The sequence below is a fragment of the Bradyrhizobium sp. 2TAF36 genome, assembly GCF_052114925.1.
In the GTDB taxonomy this organism is placed as follows: Bacteria; Pseudomonadota; Alphaproteobacteria; order Rhizobiales; family Xanthobacteraceae; genus Bradyrhizobium; species Bradyrhizobium barranii.
In genome coordinates, this window is sequence record NZ_JBFRFR010000012.1 from 23,635 (window position 1) to 38,667 (window position 15,033).

Consider the following 15,033-nt stretch of genomic DNA (forward strand, 5'->3'; position numbering starts at 1 on the left):
GCCCGCTTACTTCTGACCGGCCGGAGCCGCGCCGGGCGCGCCACCGTTCTGCTCGAGCTTCTTGCGCTGCTCGTCGGCCTTCTTCTGAAGCTCTTCCTGAAGCTTCTTCTGGGTTTCCTCGAACACCTTCGGATCGGTCGGCGGACCGTCATAGGCCTTCTGGAATTCGCCGGCGAGCGGCAGCGGCAGCGTCAAGGGCGCACCGTTCGCATTGATCGCCTGGACAACGAGGTTCTGGCCCTTCTTCATGTTGCCGATGAGCTCGGGCGTGGCCTCGTAGTCGGACATGCAGCCATTCTGGAAGCAGATCACGTAGGGGCTCTGCAACGGCGCATTGTTGTCCACGATGATGCGGGTGCCGTGCACGAGCTGCATGCCGAGCGGCAGCGTCACGCGCAGGATCTTCTTGGGCTCGCCTTCCGGCTCGATGATCACGGCCGCGATGACCGGCTGGCCCGACTCGATACGGCCGTCCTTGCCGGTGAAGCAGACCTGCTTGGCGTTGGCGTCCTGGCCCTTGAGGCAGAACTTGGTCCAGGGGGCGTAGATCAGCTGGATCTGCTGATCGGCCGGCTGGGCCGCGGCGCCCTGCTGCGCCGGAGCGCCCTGCGCGGGAGCCGGCTGGGCGGGAGCCTGGGCAGCCGGCGCCGGAGCCTTGGGGGCAGCCTTTGGAGCAGCTTTCGGGGCCGCCTTGGGCGCGGCGGGGGCACCGGGGGCCGGCGCCGGGGTCTGGGCCTCAGCGGCAAACGGAACGGCCAATGCCGTCGCCGTCAACAAGGCGAGAAGTCGCCCGCGCGGCCGGACGGACGCGGCCAAGTAACGGAAATTCATTGCGGAAAACCCTTTCTGAACGGGAAGTGCCCGAACCGCTCCAAAGCGACGAACCTGGCCGCGTTGGGCGCGGCTCTCTCCCCGTCAATTGAGGCGGATAAGTGACGGGCTCGACGCTCTTGCGCGATTGCGTGCCTTCTTAACGTGGCCGACGAAAAGATCAATGCCGACAAGCGTCTTTGGCCACGCCTTGAACCGCTCCCTGGCCTGCGATCCGTGAAATTCCTTGTGATAGGATTCAGGCCCGCAGGTCCTCGAATCAACGTGTGCCGATGTCCATGTTCCAGCGCCTTCTCGAGGGCCTTCCTGAGGGCCTTGGCACCCGCCTCTGTCTTCTCGCCTTCGTCGTGGCCTCCGTGCTCTCCGCAAGCGGCGCAGGGGCTGAGGAAGCCCATGCCATCGCGATGCACGGCAAGCCGGCGATGCCGGCCGATTTCACCCACATGCCCTACGCCAACCCTGATGCCCCCAAGGGCGGCCGGCTGACCTGGGGCATTCTCGGCACCTTCGACAGCCTCAATCCCTTCATCGTCAAGGGATTGGCCGTGCAGCCGGTGCGGAACTATGTGGTCGAGAGCCTGCTCGCACGCGGCAATGACGAGGCGTTCACGCTCTACGGCCTGCTCGCCAGATCGGTCGAGACCGATGACGCGCGGAGCTTTGTCACGTTCCGACTCGATCCCCGCGCCCGCTTCTCCGACGGCAAGCCGGTCCTGGCGGAGGATGTGCTGTTCTCCTGGCAGCTGCTGCGCGATCACGGCCGCCCCAACCATCGGCAATATTACTCTAAGGTCGCCAAGGCCGAGGCGCCTGACCCTCTCACCGTCCACTTCGACCTGGCTGGCGCCAACGACCGGGAATTGCCGCTGATCCTCGGCCTGATGCCGATCCTGCCGAAGCATGCCGTGGATGTCGCGACCTTCGAGGAGACGACGCTGACCAGCCCGATCGGCTCGGGCCCGTATCGGATCACGGCGGTGAAGCCCGGCGCCAGCGTGACCTTGACCCGTAATCCCGACTATTGGGGCCGCGACCTGCCCATCAATCGCGGGCTCTACAATTTCGATGAGATCAGGCTCGACTATTTTCGCGAGGCCAATGGCCAGTTCGAAGCCTTCAAGCGCGGCCTCTATGATTTCCGCGTCGAGCATGAGCCGCTGCGCTGGCACGACGGTTACGACTTTCCAGCCGCCAAAAGCGGCGAAGTGATCCGCGACACCATCAAGCCCGGCGTGCCGCAGACTTCCGAATTCCTGGTGTTCAACACGCGCCGTCCGATCTTTGCCGACATCCGCGTGCGCCGGGCACTGACGCTGCTGTTCGATTTCGAGCTGGTCAACCGCAACTACTTCTTCGGACTCTATTCGCGCGTTGCCGGCTATTTCGCCGGCTCCGACCTGTCGGCCTATGGCCGGCCTGCGGATGCGCGCGAACGCGAGCTGCTGAAGCCCTTCGCCGCGCAGATCCCGCCCGACGTCATGGACGGCAGCTACCGCCTGCCCGTCACCGACGGCTCGGGGCGCGACCGGACGACGCTGCGCGCGGCACTCAAGCTCCTGTCGGACGCCGGCTACGATCTCGACGGCACCGTGCTGCGCAACCGCGCGACAAAAGCCCCCTTCACCTTCGAGATGCTGGTGACGACCCGCGACCAGGAGCGCATCGCGCTCGCGTTCCAGCGCGACCTCAAGCGCGCCGGCATCGAGCCGAGCGTTCGCGCGGTCGATCCCGTGCAGTTCGACCAGCGCCGGCTCGGCTACGAGTTCGACATGATCCAGAACCGCTGGGACCAGTCGCTGTCGCCCGGCAACGAGCAGTATTTCTATTGGGGGAGCGCGGCCGCCGACAATCCGGGCACCCGCAACTACATGGGCGCCAAAGATCCCGCCGTCGATGCCATGATCGACGCTCTCCTCGAGGCCCGTGATCACACGGCCTTCGTCTCGGCGGTGCGGGCGCTCGACCGCGCCCTGATCTCCGGTTTCTATACAATCCCCCTGTTTAACGTATCCGAGCAATGGATCGCGCGCTGGAATCGGATAGAACGGCCAAAGGCCACCGCGCTGTCCGGCTACCTGCCGGAGACCTGGTGGTCGAAGGGGCAGCCGCAAGCGAAGTGACGCCGTGAATCAGCCAGCCGTATCGCCGACGCTCGACACGCTGTTTCAGCGCACGCTGATGCGGCAACCGCACGCGCCCGCTTTGCTCGATCCCCTCAACAAGGCCCGCGTGACCGGCCACCAGCCGCGGCGCATGACCTACGCCGAGGCCGACACCGCCATCGAGGCCCTGTCGGCGCATTTCGTCGAATCGGGCCTGCCGGCCAATTCCGTCATCGCGATCCAGCTGCCTGCTACGGTCGAGTTCGTGCTGACAGTGCTCGCCGCGCATCGCGCCGGGCTCGTCGTCGCCGTGCTGCCGCTGCTCTGGCGCCATGCGGAACTGACCGCCGCGCTGAACCGCACCGCGGCGCGCGCCATCGTCACCATGAGCAAGGTCGACGGCGTCAGCTATTCCGACCTCGCGATGCACGCCGCCGCGGAGGCCTTCTCGATCCGCTACGTCTGCGGTTTCGGCGCCGACCTGCCCGAGGGCATGGCCTCGCTCGACGACGTGCTGGCCCGCCCGCCCGGCACCACGCGCGCCGTGATCCAGGACGGCCGCAAGGCGGCGATGATCTCCTTCGACGTCACCGCGGAAGGCTTTCGCCCGGTGCCGCGGCCGCATTTCAGCCTGATCGCCGGCGGGCTCGCGATGTCGCTGGAAGCCGACATCAAGCAGGGCGCGACCGTGATGGCGGCGTTTACGCCGATGTCGTTCGCAGGCCTCGCCTCCTCGCTCGCGGTGTGGCTGCTCTGCGGCGGCACGCTGGCGCTGCATCATCCCTTCGAGAACGACGTGCTGGAACGGCAAATCAACGAGCACGAATGCGAGGTGCTGATCGCCCCCGCGCAGCTCGCGCTGCGGCTCGGCGATGCCGATCTCGCGGCGCGGATGCCGAGCTTGCGCAACGTCATCGGCCTCTGGCGCGCCCCCGAACAGGTGGCGGCGAGCGATGCCTGGATCGCGCCGCATGCACCGCTGACCGACGTCTATCTGTTCGGCGAGGCCGGGCTGTTCGGCGCCCGCCGCGGCGAGGACGGCATGCCTGTTGCGGTGATGCCCGGACCGCACGGCGCCCCGCGCGAGCAGTCCGGTTCCTCCATCGCCGGCGAGATCCTGCTGACGCCCAGGGGCACGCTCGGCCTGCGCGGAGCGATGGTGCCGATCGCGGCCTACGCGCCGCCGCAGCCGGTCGGCGACACGCTGACGGCGCAGCCGCCGCGCGATTATGTCGACACCGGCTATGCCGCGCGGCTCGACCGTCCGAGCGGCGCGATCTGCATCACCGCACCGCCCTCCGGCATCATGGCCGTCGGCGGCTACCGCTTCCTGTCCAACGACCTCCAGGAATGGGCGCGCCGGCTCGGCCAGGGCGCCCTGCTCACCGCACTGCCCGACCGGCTCTCGGGTCACCGGCTCGCAGGACGGGCGCAAGACAATGCCCGCGCCCGCGAAGCGCTCAATGAACTCGGGCTTAACCCCCTGATGGTCGAGGCTTTTCGCGACCGCTCCGGGCCGGTTTAAGCGTAGTTTCGACCCGTCCATTGACGCTGCATTAAGGCAACCGGACTAGATTGCGCAGCATCTGTTGCGTGATCAGAGTTTGCGATGTCCCAGGCGGGCCCGATCCTGTTTGTGTCCAACGCCCAGCGGCCGCCTTTCATTGCGGCCCTGGACGAGGCCCGTCTGTTTCCCGTCGTCGACGCCGACTGGGCCAGCGCGGCGCGCGCGGTCGAGCAGGTGCAGCCGGCCGCGGTTCTCGCCGCGATGCATGCCGGGCACGAGCCCCATCTGGCGACGCTCGCCAGGAAGATCGCGGACCAATCGCCCTACCTGCCGTTCGTGGCGCTCGATGCTGCGGGCACGCTGCCGCAGAACGCCCTGCCCTTCTCCTCGCGCGGCGGCAATTCCGACCGCCTCGTCGCGCGGCTCCGCGCCGCGCTGCGCGTACGGACTCTCCATGCGACGGTTCTGCGCCGGCTGCCGGACGCGAAAGTCGGGTTGCCGGAGGGGGATCCGGCACGCGATGCGACGGTGCTCCTGATCGGCCGCGGCACAGCCTATCCTGCGCTCTCCGTCGCACTCGGCGAACGCGTCGGGGTCGTCGGCGCGCTCTCGATCGAGGCCGCTGCCAAGCATCTCAACACCCGCGACATCGATGGCGTCGTACTCGCCGAAGGTTTTACCGCGCGCGTCACCGACGCCTTCCTCACGGTGCTCGCCGAAGACACCCGATTCCGCAGCCTGCCCGTGGTTGTCACCGCGCACCAGCTCGCGCAGACTTACGACCTGCCCAATCTCGAGCTGATCCCGGGCGAGCCGGCGAAGGTCGCCGCCAACGCGCTGCCGCTGATCCGCCAGCACGCGATGGAAGCGCAACTGAGCCGCACGCTGCGTTCGATCGATGCCGGCGGCTGGCTCGACCCGCGCAGCGGCCTGCTCACGGTGGAAGCTTTTGCCCGCGATTTCGCCAAGGCGGTCGAGCAGGCTCTTGCCCGCGGCGGCGGCCTCTCCGTGGCGCGCTTCGCCTTCGAGCCCGGCAATTCCCGCGCCCAGCTCGACGCCGCGCGGATCCTGAGCCGCCTGATGCGGCAGATGGATTTTGGCGTGGCGCAGAAAGACGGTTCCGTCGTCGTCGTGTTCGCGGAGACCGACTTCCGCACCGCCCACATGATCGCCCGCCGCCTGTCGGCGGTGATGCGGCACACCTCCAACGGCAAGCACGAGATGCGCAGCGATCCCGTCGTCAGCGTGGACTCGCTGTCGCCGTCGGATACGGCGCGGTCACTGCTCGGGCGTCTCTCAGCCGACGCGTCGCGCGCGGCGTCGTAGTCGCGCGTCAGCAATCCCTGATCTCGTGCGCGCCCCTTGTCCGGGGAACGTGGCGCTAAACGCCGCTATTCGCGTTCGATTTCGGTGCGGCCGCCAGAGCGGGAGTGGCCAGGAGAAAGCCGACAGTCTCGTTCAGGAGCTCGTGGGCCCGGTCGACGATGTCGTCCAGCGACATCGTCTTTGCGAACATGCGCTGCGCTTCAGCCAGCAACTGGTCGCGAGTCGGCATGCTGGACAGACGCAAATCGGCACGCTGCTGCAACAGAATGATCGCGTCCCGGACCGACAATTCGGTCTCATGGATCGACGTCTTGATCGCCTGTGCGATGTGTTCAGGATTGAAGCGAGCGGCGAGCTGCTCGGCCGCTTGCTTGATCGCGCGTGATCCCAACCGATGCTCATTGCGCAGGACCTGCTTGGGCGGCATCTTCAGATCCCGGACAATCCCGAGCCAGGACAAAGCCACCAGGATATAATAGGTGAGATCAATCTCGTACCAGTGGAAGCCCTGTCGAGCACTGGCCTGATAGGCGTGGTGATTGTTGTGCCACCCCTCACCCATCGTGACGAGAGCGAGCAGCCAGTTGTTGCGGGAATCGTCGCCGGTCACATACCGCCTGCGGCCGTGAACATGTGCGAGGGAGTTGATGCAGAACGTGCCGTGATACACGAGCACCGTGCTCCAGAGGAAGCCGACCACGAGCCCTGACCACCCCGCAATGAGGAAGCAGAGGCCCGCGAGCACGAACGCCGGCAGAAGCTCCAGTTTGTGCAGCCACATCAACTCGGGATACGACGCCAGATCCGATACTTTCACCAGGTCGGTTGCATCGTGCTGCCGGTAGAAGATCCAGCCGAGATGACTGTAGAGGAAGCCCTTGTGCCGGGGCGAATGCACATCCTGCGCCGTATCCGAGTGAAGATGATGATGGCGATGTTTGGCAGCCCACCAGAGGACGCTTTTCTGAGCGCTGCTCTGGGCCAGGAAGGCCAGGATGAACTGAAACACCCGGCTGGTCGCGTAAGCCCGATGCGAGAAATACCGGTGATAGCCGGCGGTGATCGCAAACATGCGCAGCCAGTACAGAACCGCGCAAATGGTAACGGCTTGCCACGAGACGCCCGACCAGATCGCCGCGACGCATCCCGCGTGGACCAATATGAACGGCAGGACCTGCGGATACATGACGTCGTCGTGTTCGTCACCGTGTTCCTGGCCTGAATCGATATTGATAGACACGCTCGCGACCTCAGAAGTTTCAATGGGCGGGGCAGCCCCGCTTTGCGGTACAAAAAACCCGCGGCCGGTAAACCAGTCGCGGGTCACACGAATCAGGTCATCAGTCGGGCACGCTATCAGCGGCGAGGCCAAATCGTCGGCCAAACTCGACGAATCGAACATGGCTGTCGTTCGATCATTCCGCAAGTGGCCATATGCCGCTGTCTTGTATCCAAGTACCGCTCCGGTGGCGCTCGGAACAATTACGCCGCCTTCTTGCTCTGCGCGAGCTGTGCAAGCTGGCGCATGATCTCCGTGGTGCCGGCGAGCCGCTCTTCCGGCGTCTCCCAGTCCTGCAGGAACACCACCTTCATGTCCGGCCGCACCTTGGCGGCCTGGCCATAGCTGCGGATGAACGACACCAGGCGGTCGGGATGGGCAAACGAATTATCGCGGAAGGCGATGACGGCGCCCTTCGGACCGGCGTCGATCTTCCCGACATTGGCCGTGCGGCAGAACGCCTTGATCGCGGCGACCTTGAACAGATAGCGCACCTCGTCGGGCAGCACGCCGAAACGGTCGCGCATCTCGGCGCCAAAGTTCTCGATCTCCTCCTCGGTGTCGAGATCGGCCAGCCGCCGGTACAGCGACAGCCGCACCGAGAGGTCGCCGACATAGTCTTCCGGAATGAGCACGGGCATGCCGATGGTGATCGAGGGCGACCAGCGGTCGGCGGCGGGCTCGGACACGTCGGCCTTGAGGTTGACGATCGCCTCCTCCAGCATCGACTGGTAGAGCTCGAAGCCGACTTCCTTGATGTGGCCGGACTGCTCCTCGCCGAGCAGGTTGCCGGCGCCGCGGATGTCGAGGTCGTGCGAGGCGAGCTGGAAGCCCGCGCCCAGCGTCTCCAGCGATTGCAACACGGTGAGCCGGCGCTCGGCCTGCGCGGTGATCTTCTGCTGCGCCGGCAGCGTGAACAGCGCATAGGCTCGCAGCTTGGAGCGGCCGACGCGGCCGCGGAGCTGATACAGCTGCGCCAGGCCGAACATGTCGGCACGGTGCACGATCAGGGTGTTGGCGTTGGGAATGTCGAGGCCGGATTCCACGATGGTGGTCGACAGCAGGATGTCGAACTTGCCGTCGTAGAAGGCGGTCATGATGTCTTCGATCACCGCGGGCGGCATCTGGCCGTGCGCGACCGCGACCTTCATCTCCGGCACGTTCTTGTCGAGGAAGTCCTTGACCTCGGCGAGGTCGTCGATGCGCGGCACCACGTAGAACGCCTGGCCGCCGCGATAACGCTCGCGCAGCAGCGCCTCGCGGATCATCAGCGGATCATGCGGGGCGACGAAGGTACGCACCGCGAGGCGGTCGACCGGTGGCGATGCGATGATCGAGAGCTCGCGGACGCCGGTCAACGCCAGTTGCAGCGTGCGCGGGATCGGCGTCGCCGACAGCGTCAGCACGTGCACCTCGGACCGAAGTGCCTTCAGCCGCTCCTTGTGGGTGACACCAAAATGCTGCTCCTCGTCGACGATGACGAGGCCGAGATCGCGGAACTTGATCGCCTTGCCGAGCAGCGCGTGGGTGCCGACGACGATGTCGACCGAGCCGTCGGCAATGCCCTTCTTGACCAGGTTCAGCTCTTTGGTCGGAACCAGGCGCGAGGCCTGCGCCACATTCACTGGAAAGCCCTTGAAGCGGTCGGTGAAGGTCTTGTGGTGCTGGCGGGCGAGCAGCGTGGTCGGCACCACGACCGCGACCTGCTTGCCTTCGAGCGCGACGGCAAAGGCCGCGCGCAAGGCCACCTCGGTCTTGCCGAAGCCGACGTCGCCGCAGATCAGCCGGTCCATCGGACGGCCGAGCTCAAGGTCCTTCAGCGTGGATTCGATGGCCCCTAACTGGTCCTCGGTCTCGTCATAGGGGAAGCGCGCGCAGAACTCGTCGTAAAGTCCCGGCTGCACCGGCAGCTTTGGCGCCTCGTGCAAATGGCGCGCGGCGGCGATCTTGATCAGCTCGCCGGCGATCTCGCGGATACGGTTCTTGAGCTTGGCCTTGCGGGTCTGCCAGCCGCTGCCGCCCAGACGATCCAGCTCGACCGCGGTCTGGTCGGAGCCGTAGCGCGACAGCAGCTCGATGTTCTCGACCGGCAGAAACAGTTTTGCGTCGGCGGCGTAATGCAGCTCAAGACAGTCATGCGGCGCGCCGGCGACGTCGAGGGTTTGCAAGCCGATGAAGCGGCCGATGCCGTGGTCGGCATGGACGACGATGTCGCCGGCGGTGAGGCTCGTCACCTCCGAGATGAAATTGTCGAGCTTGCGGCTCGCCTTGCGGGGCCGCACCAGGCGGTCGCCAAGGATGTCCTGCTCGCTGATCAGCGCGATCTCGTCGGTCTCGAACCCTGCCTCCAGGCCGAGCACGGCGAGCATGGTCTCGTTGCGCGGGGTCGCCTGCACCGTCCGCCAGGCGTTGACGCTGGTGGTATGGGTCAGCTTGTGGTCGCGCAGCATCGAGGTCATGCGGTCGCGCGATCCCTCGCTCCAGAGAGCGATCACGACCTTCTTGCGCTGGGCATGCAGCGCCATCACGTGGCTGACGACGGACTCGAACACGTTGACGGTGGCGTCGTTGCGTTCGGGTGCGAAGTCGCGGCCCTTGCGCGCGCCGGCATCGACGATCGTCGCACCATCGGCCGGAACCGAAAACTGCGTCAGCCGCACCAGCGACATCTCGCTTTCGCGCCTGGTCCATTCCTCGTCGGTGAGATAGAGCCTGTCAGGCGGCAGCGGCTTGTAGATGGCACCGCCGCCGGGATGCTCCATCGCATCGCGGCGGGCTTCGTAGTAATCCTGGATCTGCTTGAAGCGCTCACGAACCGCGTCCTCGGCCTGCGGCTCGATCGCGATGGCTGCGCCTTGCAGATAGTCGAACAGCGTGTCCATCCGGTCCTGGAACAGCGGCAGCCAGTGCTCCATGCCGGGATGGCGGCGACCCTCGCTGACGGCCTCGTACAGCGCGTCGTCGCGCTCGGGCGCGCCGAACTCGGCGACATAGCCCATGCGGAAGCGACGGATGGTGTCGGTGACGAGCTGGAATTCCGAGATCGGCACGAGGTCGAGCGAGCGCATGTCGAGCATCGTGCGCTGGGTCTCGGCGTCGAAGGAGCGGATCGATTCCAGGCTGTCGCCGAAGAAGTCGAAGCGGACCGGCTGGTCGAGGCCGGCCGGAAACAGGTCCAGGATACCGCCGCGCACGGCATATTCGCCGGGCTCGCGCACGGTCGAGGAGCGGTTGTAGCCGTTGTGCTCGAGCCAGGCGACGATGGTGTCCATCGGCACCACATTGCCGGGCGCGACCGACAGCGCCTGCGCGGCAACGAGTTCGCGCGCAGGCACGCGCTGCACGATTGCGTTCACCGTGGTCAGCACGATCAGAGGCTTGTCGCTGCCGGTCAGCGGCGCAAGCCGCGCCAGTGTGGTCAGGCGCTGCGCCAGGATGCCGCCATGCGGCGAGACGCGGTCATAGGGCTGGCAGTCCCAGGCCGGAAAGGTCAGCACCGGCAAATCGGGCGCGAAGAATTGCAGCGCGCGCTCGAGCTGCTGCATTCGCCCACCGTCGCGGCAGACCACGGCGAGGCTGACGGCCGGTTTCTTCGGCCGCGCCGCGATGGCGCGGGCCAGATCGGAGATGACGAGGCCCTCGGCGCCCTCGGCAACATTGGCAAGCGTCAGCGCGCGGCCGGGCGTGAGCAGCTCGGCCGGCGACTTCATCCCCTGTTTCATAAATCGCCGTCCGTAATCGGGAACGCCTTGATGCGGGCAAACAGCGCGCCGGTGACATCAGCTGGCAGCACCTTGTCACCGGTGATGGCGGCATAGAGATCGGGATCGGACTCCTCGAGCAGGGTCTCGAGCTCGGTCAGCTCGTCATCGGACAGATTGCCGATCTCGGCATCCGCGAAGCGGCCCAGGATCAGGTCCATCTCGCGCGTGCCGCGGTGCCAGCAGCGGAACAGAAGCCGCTTGCGGCGATCGTCCAGCCCGTTGCTCGATCGTGTCGTTCCCGTCATGTCTCAGATCCAGTCAAACGCAGAAAGCCCGGACGTGCCGGGCCGGGGTGATATAGCCACTCGGACCGCCCCTGTCAGCCCTCGATTTGGCATGGCCCGCTGCCCGCGCGGGCGCCGCGAAAAAAGCCGTGGATGCCCGGCATAAAGCCGGGCATGACGGGCCGAAACGATCCCAGATTCGCCTGATGCGCCCCAGCCTGCTCAATCCGCTGTTTGCTCCCGTGACCAGCCTGCCCGGCGTCGGTCCGAAGCAGGACAAGCTGCTGCAGTACCTGCTCAGCCGCAATGAGACGCCGCGCCTGATTGACCTGCTGCTGCATTTGCCGAGCCAGGTCATCGACCGCCGTGCGCGGCCAAAGATCCGCGACGCCGTCCAGGGAACCATGGTGACGCTGGAGGTCACCGTCGATCGCCATCGCCCGCCTCCGCCGCGCAACGCCCGGGCGCCCTATCTCGTCTACGCCAGCGACGACACCGGCGACGTCGTGCTGACCTTCTTCCGCGCCAAGCCCGGCTATGTCGAAAAGCTGCTGCCGATGGGCGAGAAGCGCTACGTCTCGGGCACACTGCAGATGTATGACGGCATCCCGCAGATCGTGCATCCCGACCGCGTGCTCGACGAAGAGGCGATCTCGAAGCTCTCGGGCATCGACCCGGTCTATCCGCTGACCACGGGTCTGGCGCTCGGCTCGCTGCGACGCGCGGTCGCGCAAGCGCTGCAGAAGCTGCCCGCCCTGCCGGAATGGATCAGCCCGGAGGTGATGCGCCGCTGCAGTTTTCCGACGGTCACCGAGGCGCTCAGCCGCGTGCATCAGCCGGTCGAGCTCACCGACATCCTGCCCGAAAAGCCCTACTGGTCGCGCCTCGCCTTCGACGAGCTTTTGGCCGGCCAGCTCGCGCTGGCCCTGATCCGCGCGCAATTGCGCCGCCCGGCCGGCGTCCGCAACGCCGGCGACGGTCACTTGCGCAACAAGATCATCGACGCCCTGCCCTATGCATTGACGTCGTCGCAGCGAGAAGCGACCGCCGCGATCGCGAACGATCTGCAACAACCCGTGCGCATGCTGCGCCTGCTTCAGGGCGATGTCGGCTCGGGCAAAACCGTGGTGGCGCTGCTGGCGGCCGCCGCCGTCGCCGAAGTCGGCAAGCAGGCCGCGCTGATGGCGCCGACGGAAATTTTGGCGCGGCAGCACATCAAGACCATCGCCCCGCTCGCGGAGCGCGCAGGGCTGCGCGTGGCCATCCTCACCGGCCGCGAGAAGGGCAAGGAGCGGCGCGAGCTGTTGGCACAACTCGAAGCCGGCGAGATCAATCTCCTCGTCGGCACCCATGCGCTGATCCAGGACGACGTGATCTTCAACGATCTCGCCCTGGCCGTCGTCGACGAGCAGCATCGGTTCGGGGTGCGCGAACGCCTCGCGCTGACCTCGAAGGGCGCCGCCGTCGATGTGCTGGTGCTGAGTGCGACGCCGATCCCGCGCACGCTGGTGCTAACCTATTTCGGCGACATGGACATCTCCGAGTTGCGCGAGAAGCCCGCCGGCCGCCAGCCGATCGAGACCCGCACCATATCGATGAGCCGCCTCAATGAGGTCACGGACAGCATCGGCCGGGCCTTGGAGGCGGGCAAGCTGGTCTACTGGATCTGCCCGCTGGTCGAGGAATCCGAGGCCGAAGGCACCGAGCACCTGACCAATGCGACCAAACGCTTCGAGAGCTTGCAAAAGCGTTTCGGCGACCGCGTCGGCCTCGTCCACGGCCAGATGAAGGGCACCGAGAAGGACCGCGTGATGGGCCAGTTCGCCGCCCATGAGATCGGCCTTCTGGTTGCGACCACCGTGGTCGAGGTCGGCGTCGACGTGCCGGCCGCGACCATCATGGTGATCGAGAACGCCGAACGGTTTGGCCTTGCCCAGCTGCACCAGTTGCGCGGCCGCATCGGTCGCGGCTCGGAAGCCTCGACCTGCCTCCTTCTCTACTCGGAGCCGCTTGGCGAGATGTCGAAGGCACGTCTGAAGGTGATCCGCGAGACCACCGACGGTTTTCGCATCGCCGAGGAAGATTTGAAGCTGCGCGGCGAAGGCGATGTGCTCGGCGTGCGCCAGAGCGGCCTGCCGGGCTACCGCATCGCGCGGTCGGAGGTGCACGGCCAGCTCATCACCCAGGCTAGAGACGAGGCGCTGCGGATCCTCAAAGACGATCCGAAGCTGAAGGGCGAGCGCGGCGAGGCGCTACGGTGCCTGCTGTATCTCTACGAGCGGGACGAAGCGATCCCGCTGATCGGGGCGGGTTAGCCTGCTGCTCTTCGGCGTCCGACCTCATAAGCCGCCACATGCGCGCGGGCCAGATCCAGCAGCGGCGTATCGATACCGAGCGTGCGGGCGCGATTGGCCATATCGCCCAGGATATGCTCCGCTTCGGTAACCGAACCACGCTCGATATCGCGCAACATCGAGGCCTTGAGCAGCGAGTCCAAGGTGGTGAAGAGCTTTCGGTCAAACTCGATGAACGGAGCGCGCGGCTCAAAACCCGACGCCGTTGCAACGGCACAGCATTCCGCGAACAGCCGGAAAATGGACTGCTCGCCGTTCGGCACCGCCAGGATGTCGCCGATACTTGCGCGCATCAGGCAAGTGATGCCAGCGAGCGTGCTGAGCTGGACGAACTTTTCCCACATGTCCTGCATGATCGCTTCGCTGGCGCGCACGTCGATGCCGGGGACATGGAGCAATGTTTCCAGCGCGAGCGCACGCTCGCTCAGCGCCCCGTTGGTCTCGCCGAAGACGATGGTCTGATTGGCCATGAACTGAACGACACGACCATCCGCATCGAGGCCGGCGCTGACGTTCGCCAACCCGCCGAGGACGCGCGCTGCACCGAACTTCGCGGTCAAGGTGTCGATATGTTTCAACCCGTTGAGGATCGGCAGGATCATCGTATCGGCGCCAACTGCCGGGGCAAACTGGGCCATCGCATCGTCGAGCGAGTAGGATTTCACCCCGACGAGCACGACGTCGAATGTCTCCTTGAGATCGTCTGCCAAGATGATCTTCGGCTGTACGGCAAAGTCGCCATGCGGACTCGCGACCTGCAATCCATTCCGCCGCAATTGCTCGGCACGCTTCGCTCGCACCAGAAAGGTCACGTCGCCGCCCGCTCGGACCAGGCGAGCTCCGTAATAGCCCCCAAGCGCGCCTGCGCCGATCACCAGCACTCTCATTCGAACTCCGATTGCATCCATCTGTCTCCGCAGAAACGATAGCAGACGGGGCGTGCGGCGTCTCCTCCCCGTCATTGCGAGCGCAGCGAAGCAATCCAGAATCTTCCCACGGAGACAGGCTGGATTGCTTCGCTGCGCTCGCAATGACGAAGTGGATAGAGCCGCTTCAGAAGACTCACCCTTTCGCCGCGGTCGACTTTATGAAACCTTGCGCTCATGCGCAGGGTCATCGTCGTCGGTTCTCAGGGAAGCGGAAAGACGAGCCTCTCCCGAAGTCTCGGGCGGAAGCTTGGACTGCCCGTGGTGCATCTCGACGTGCTCTACTGGCGGCCGGGATGGAAGCCATCCGACAAGGCCAGCTTCCGTCTACGCGTCGCGGAGGAGATCGCGGGCGACGCATGGGTCATCGACGGCAGCTTCTCGGGGCTCGCCTTCGATCTCACGCTTGCGCGTGCCGACACCCTGGTCGTCATCGACCGCCCACGCTGGCTCTGCCAGTGGCGCATTCTCTGGCGCTCCGCGTTCGATCGCGACACGACGCGACCCGATCTGCCCGAGGGATGTCCGGAACAGTTCGACTGGAAACTGATGAAGGAGGCGTGGCGCTACGACACCGAGCGCGTGCCCGTCATCGAGGCCGAGCGCCTTCAATATGGCCCCGATGTCCCGGTCGTGCGCCTGAGACGCGACCGGGACATCCAGGGTTTTCTGGAGTCGGTTTCAGTGCACGGCGAGTGATCCATCGCCGTGACGTCGGAC

At 65.9% G+C, this 15,033-nt stretch carries 10 protein-coding genes; 5 read left to right on the forward strand and 5 right to left on the reverse strand.

The features are described from left to right. Positions 1 to 6: 6 nt before the first annotated feature. Positions 7 to 831, reverse strand: coding sequence for an invasion associated locus B family protein (locus tag AB4Z51_RS08830; protein ID WP_135213671.1), 825 nt, complete (start codon positions 829 to 831; stop codon positions 7 to 9). A gap of 272 nt (positions 832 to 1,103) precedes the next feature. Between AB4Z51_RS08830 and AB4Z51_RS08835 the strand changes: the two genes are divergently transcribed. The 3 genes from AB4Z51_RS08835 (at position 1,104) to AB4Z51_RS08845 (ending at position 5,766) form a co-directional block, all read left to right on the forward strand. Next, entirely contained in the window at positions 1,104 to 2,951 is a 1,848-nt protein-coding gene (locus AB4Z51_RS08835) for an extracellular solute-binding protein (protein ID WP_167767899.1), read from the forward strand. A gap of 4 nt (positions 2,952 to 2,955) precedes the next feature. After that, positions 2,956 to 4,458, forward strand: coding sequence for a class I adenylate-forming enzyme family protein (locus AB4Z51_RS08840; RefSeq protein WP_135213673.1), 1,503 nt, complete (start codon positions 2,956 to 2,958; stop codon positions 4,456 to 4,458). An 84-nt stretch (positions 4,459 to 4,542) separates the two neighbouring features. Beyond that, entirely contained in the window at positions 4,543 to 5,766 is a 1,224-nt protein-coding gene (locus AB4Z51_RS08845; protein WP_135213674.1) for a GGDEF domain-containing protein, read from the forward strand. A 55-nt stretch (positions 5,767 to 5,821) separates the two neighbouring features. Here AB4Z51_RS08845 and AB4Z51_RS08850 read toward each other — a convergent pair whose 3' ends face one another. From AB4Z51_RS08850 to AB4Z51_RS08860, 3 genes are all read right to left on the reverse strand, one after another. Beyond that, on the reverse strand, positions 5,822 to 6,952 hold the full coding sequence (locus tag AB4Z51_RS08850) for an acyl-CoA desaturase (RefSeq protein ID WP_167767924.1): 1,131 nt from the start codon (positions 6,950 to 6,952) through the stop codon (positions 5,822 to 5,824). Positions 6,953 to 7,248: 296 nt separating this feature from the next. Next, entirely contained in the window at positions 7,249 to 10,767 is a 3,519-nt protein-coding gene (mfd, locus tag AB4Z51_RS08855; protein WP_441497302.1) for a transcription-repair coupling factor, read from the reverse strand. Continuing rightward, positions 10,764 to 11,054, reverse strand: a complete 291-nt coding sequence (locus AB4Z51_RS08860; RefSeq protein ID WP_028147879.1) for an FAD assembly factor SdhE — start codon at positions 11,052 to 11,054, stop codon at positions 10,764 to 10,766. Before AB4Z51_RS08860 ends, mfd begins: the two co-directional genes overlap by 4 nt. A 185-nt stretch (positions 11,055 to 11,239) precedes the next feature. On the opposite strand from AB4Z51_RS08860, the gene recG reads away from it, so the two are divergent. Continuing rightward, a complete protein-coding gene (gene recG, locus AB4Z51_RS08865; protein WP_135213676.1) occupies positions 11,240 to 13,348 on the forward strand; it encodes an ATP-dependent DNA helicase RecG in 2,109 nt (702 codons plus the stop codon). Here recG and panE read toward each other — a convergent pair. Next, the gene (gene panE / locus AB4Z51_RS08870) at positions 13,345 to 14,274 is read right to left on the reverse strand and encodes a 2-dehydropantoate 2-reductase (RefSeq protein ID WP_135213677.1); all 930 of its coding nucleotides are present in this window, start codon (positions 14,272 to 14,274) and stop codon (positions 13,345 to 13,347) included. The genes recG and panE overlap by 4 nt on opposite strands. Positions 14,275 to 14,574: 300 nt before the next feature. On the opposite strand from panE, the gene AB4Z51_RS08875 reads away from it, so the two are divergent. Further along, complete coding sequence (locus AB4Z51_RS08875; RefSeq protein ID WP_224580756.1) at positions 14,575 to 15,012, forward strand: AAA family ATPase; 438 nt, start codon at positions 14,575 to 14,577, stop codon at positions 15,010 to 15,012. Positions 15,013 to 15,033 lie beyond the last annotated feature (21 nt).

What these genes read in the sequence shown, in the direction of transcription:
- AB4Z51_RS08845 (WP_135213674.1), top strand. Translation starts at nt 4,543, where the DNA reads ATGTCCCAGGCGGGCCCGATCCTGTTTGTGTCCAACGCCCAGCGGCCG.
- panE (WP_135213677.1), bottom strand. Translation starts at nt 14,274, where the DNA reads ATGAGAGTGCTGGTGATCGGCGCAGGCGCGCTTGGGGGCTATTACGGA.
- recG (WP_135213676.1), top strand. Translation starts at nt 11,240, where the DNA reads ATGCGCCCCAGCCTGCTCAATCCGCTGTTTGCTCCCGTGACCAGCCTG.
- mfd (WP_441497302.1), bottom strand. Translation starts at nt 10,767, where the DNA reads ATGAAACAGGGGATGAAGTCGCCGGCCGAGCTGCTCACGCCCGGCCGC.
- AB4Z51_RS08850 (WP_167767924.1), bottom strand. Translation starts at nt 6,952, where the DNA reads ATGTATCCGCAGGTCCTGCCGTTCATATTGGTCCACGCGGGATGCGTC.
- AB4Z51_RS08835 (WP_167767899.1), top strand. Translation starts at nt 1,104, where the DNA reads ATGTCCATGTTCCAGCGCCTTCTCGAGGGCCTTCCTGAGGGCCTTGGC.
- AB4Z51_RS08830 (WP_135213671.1), bottom strand. Translation starts at nt 831, where the DNA reads ATGAATTTCCGTTACTTGGCCGCGTCCGTCCGGCCGCGCGGGCGACTT.
- AB4Z51_RS08860 (WP_028147879.1), bottom strand. Translation starts at nt 11,054, where the DNA reads ATGACGGGAACGACACGATCGAGCAACGGGCTGGACGATCGCCGCAAG.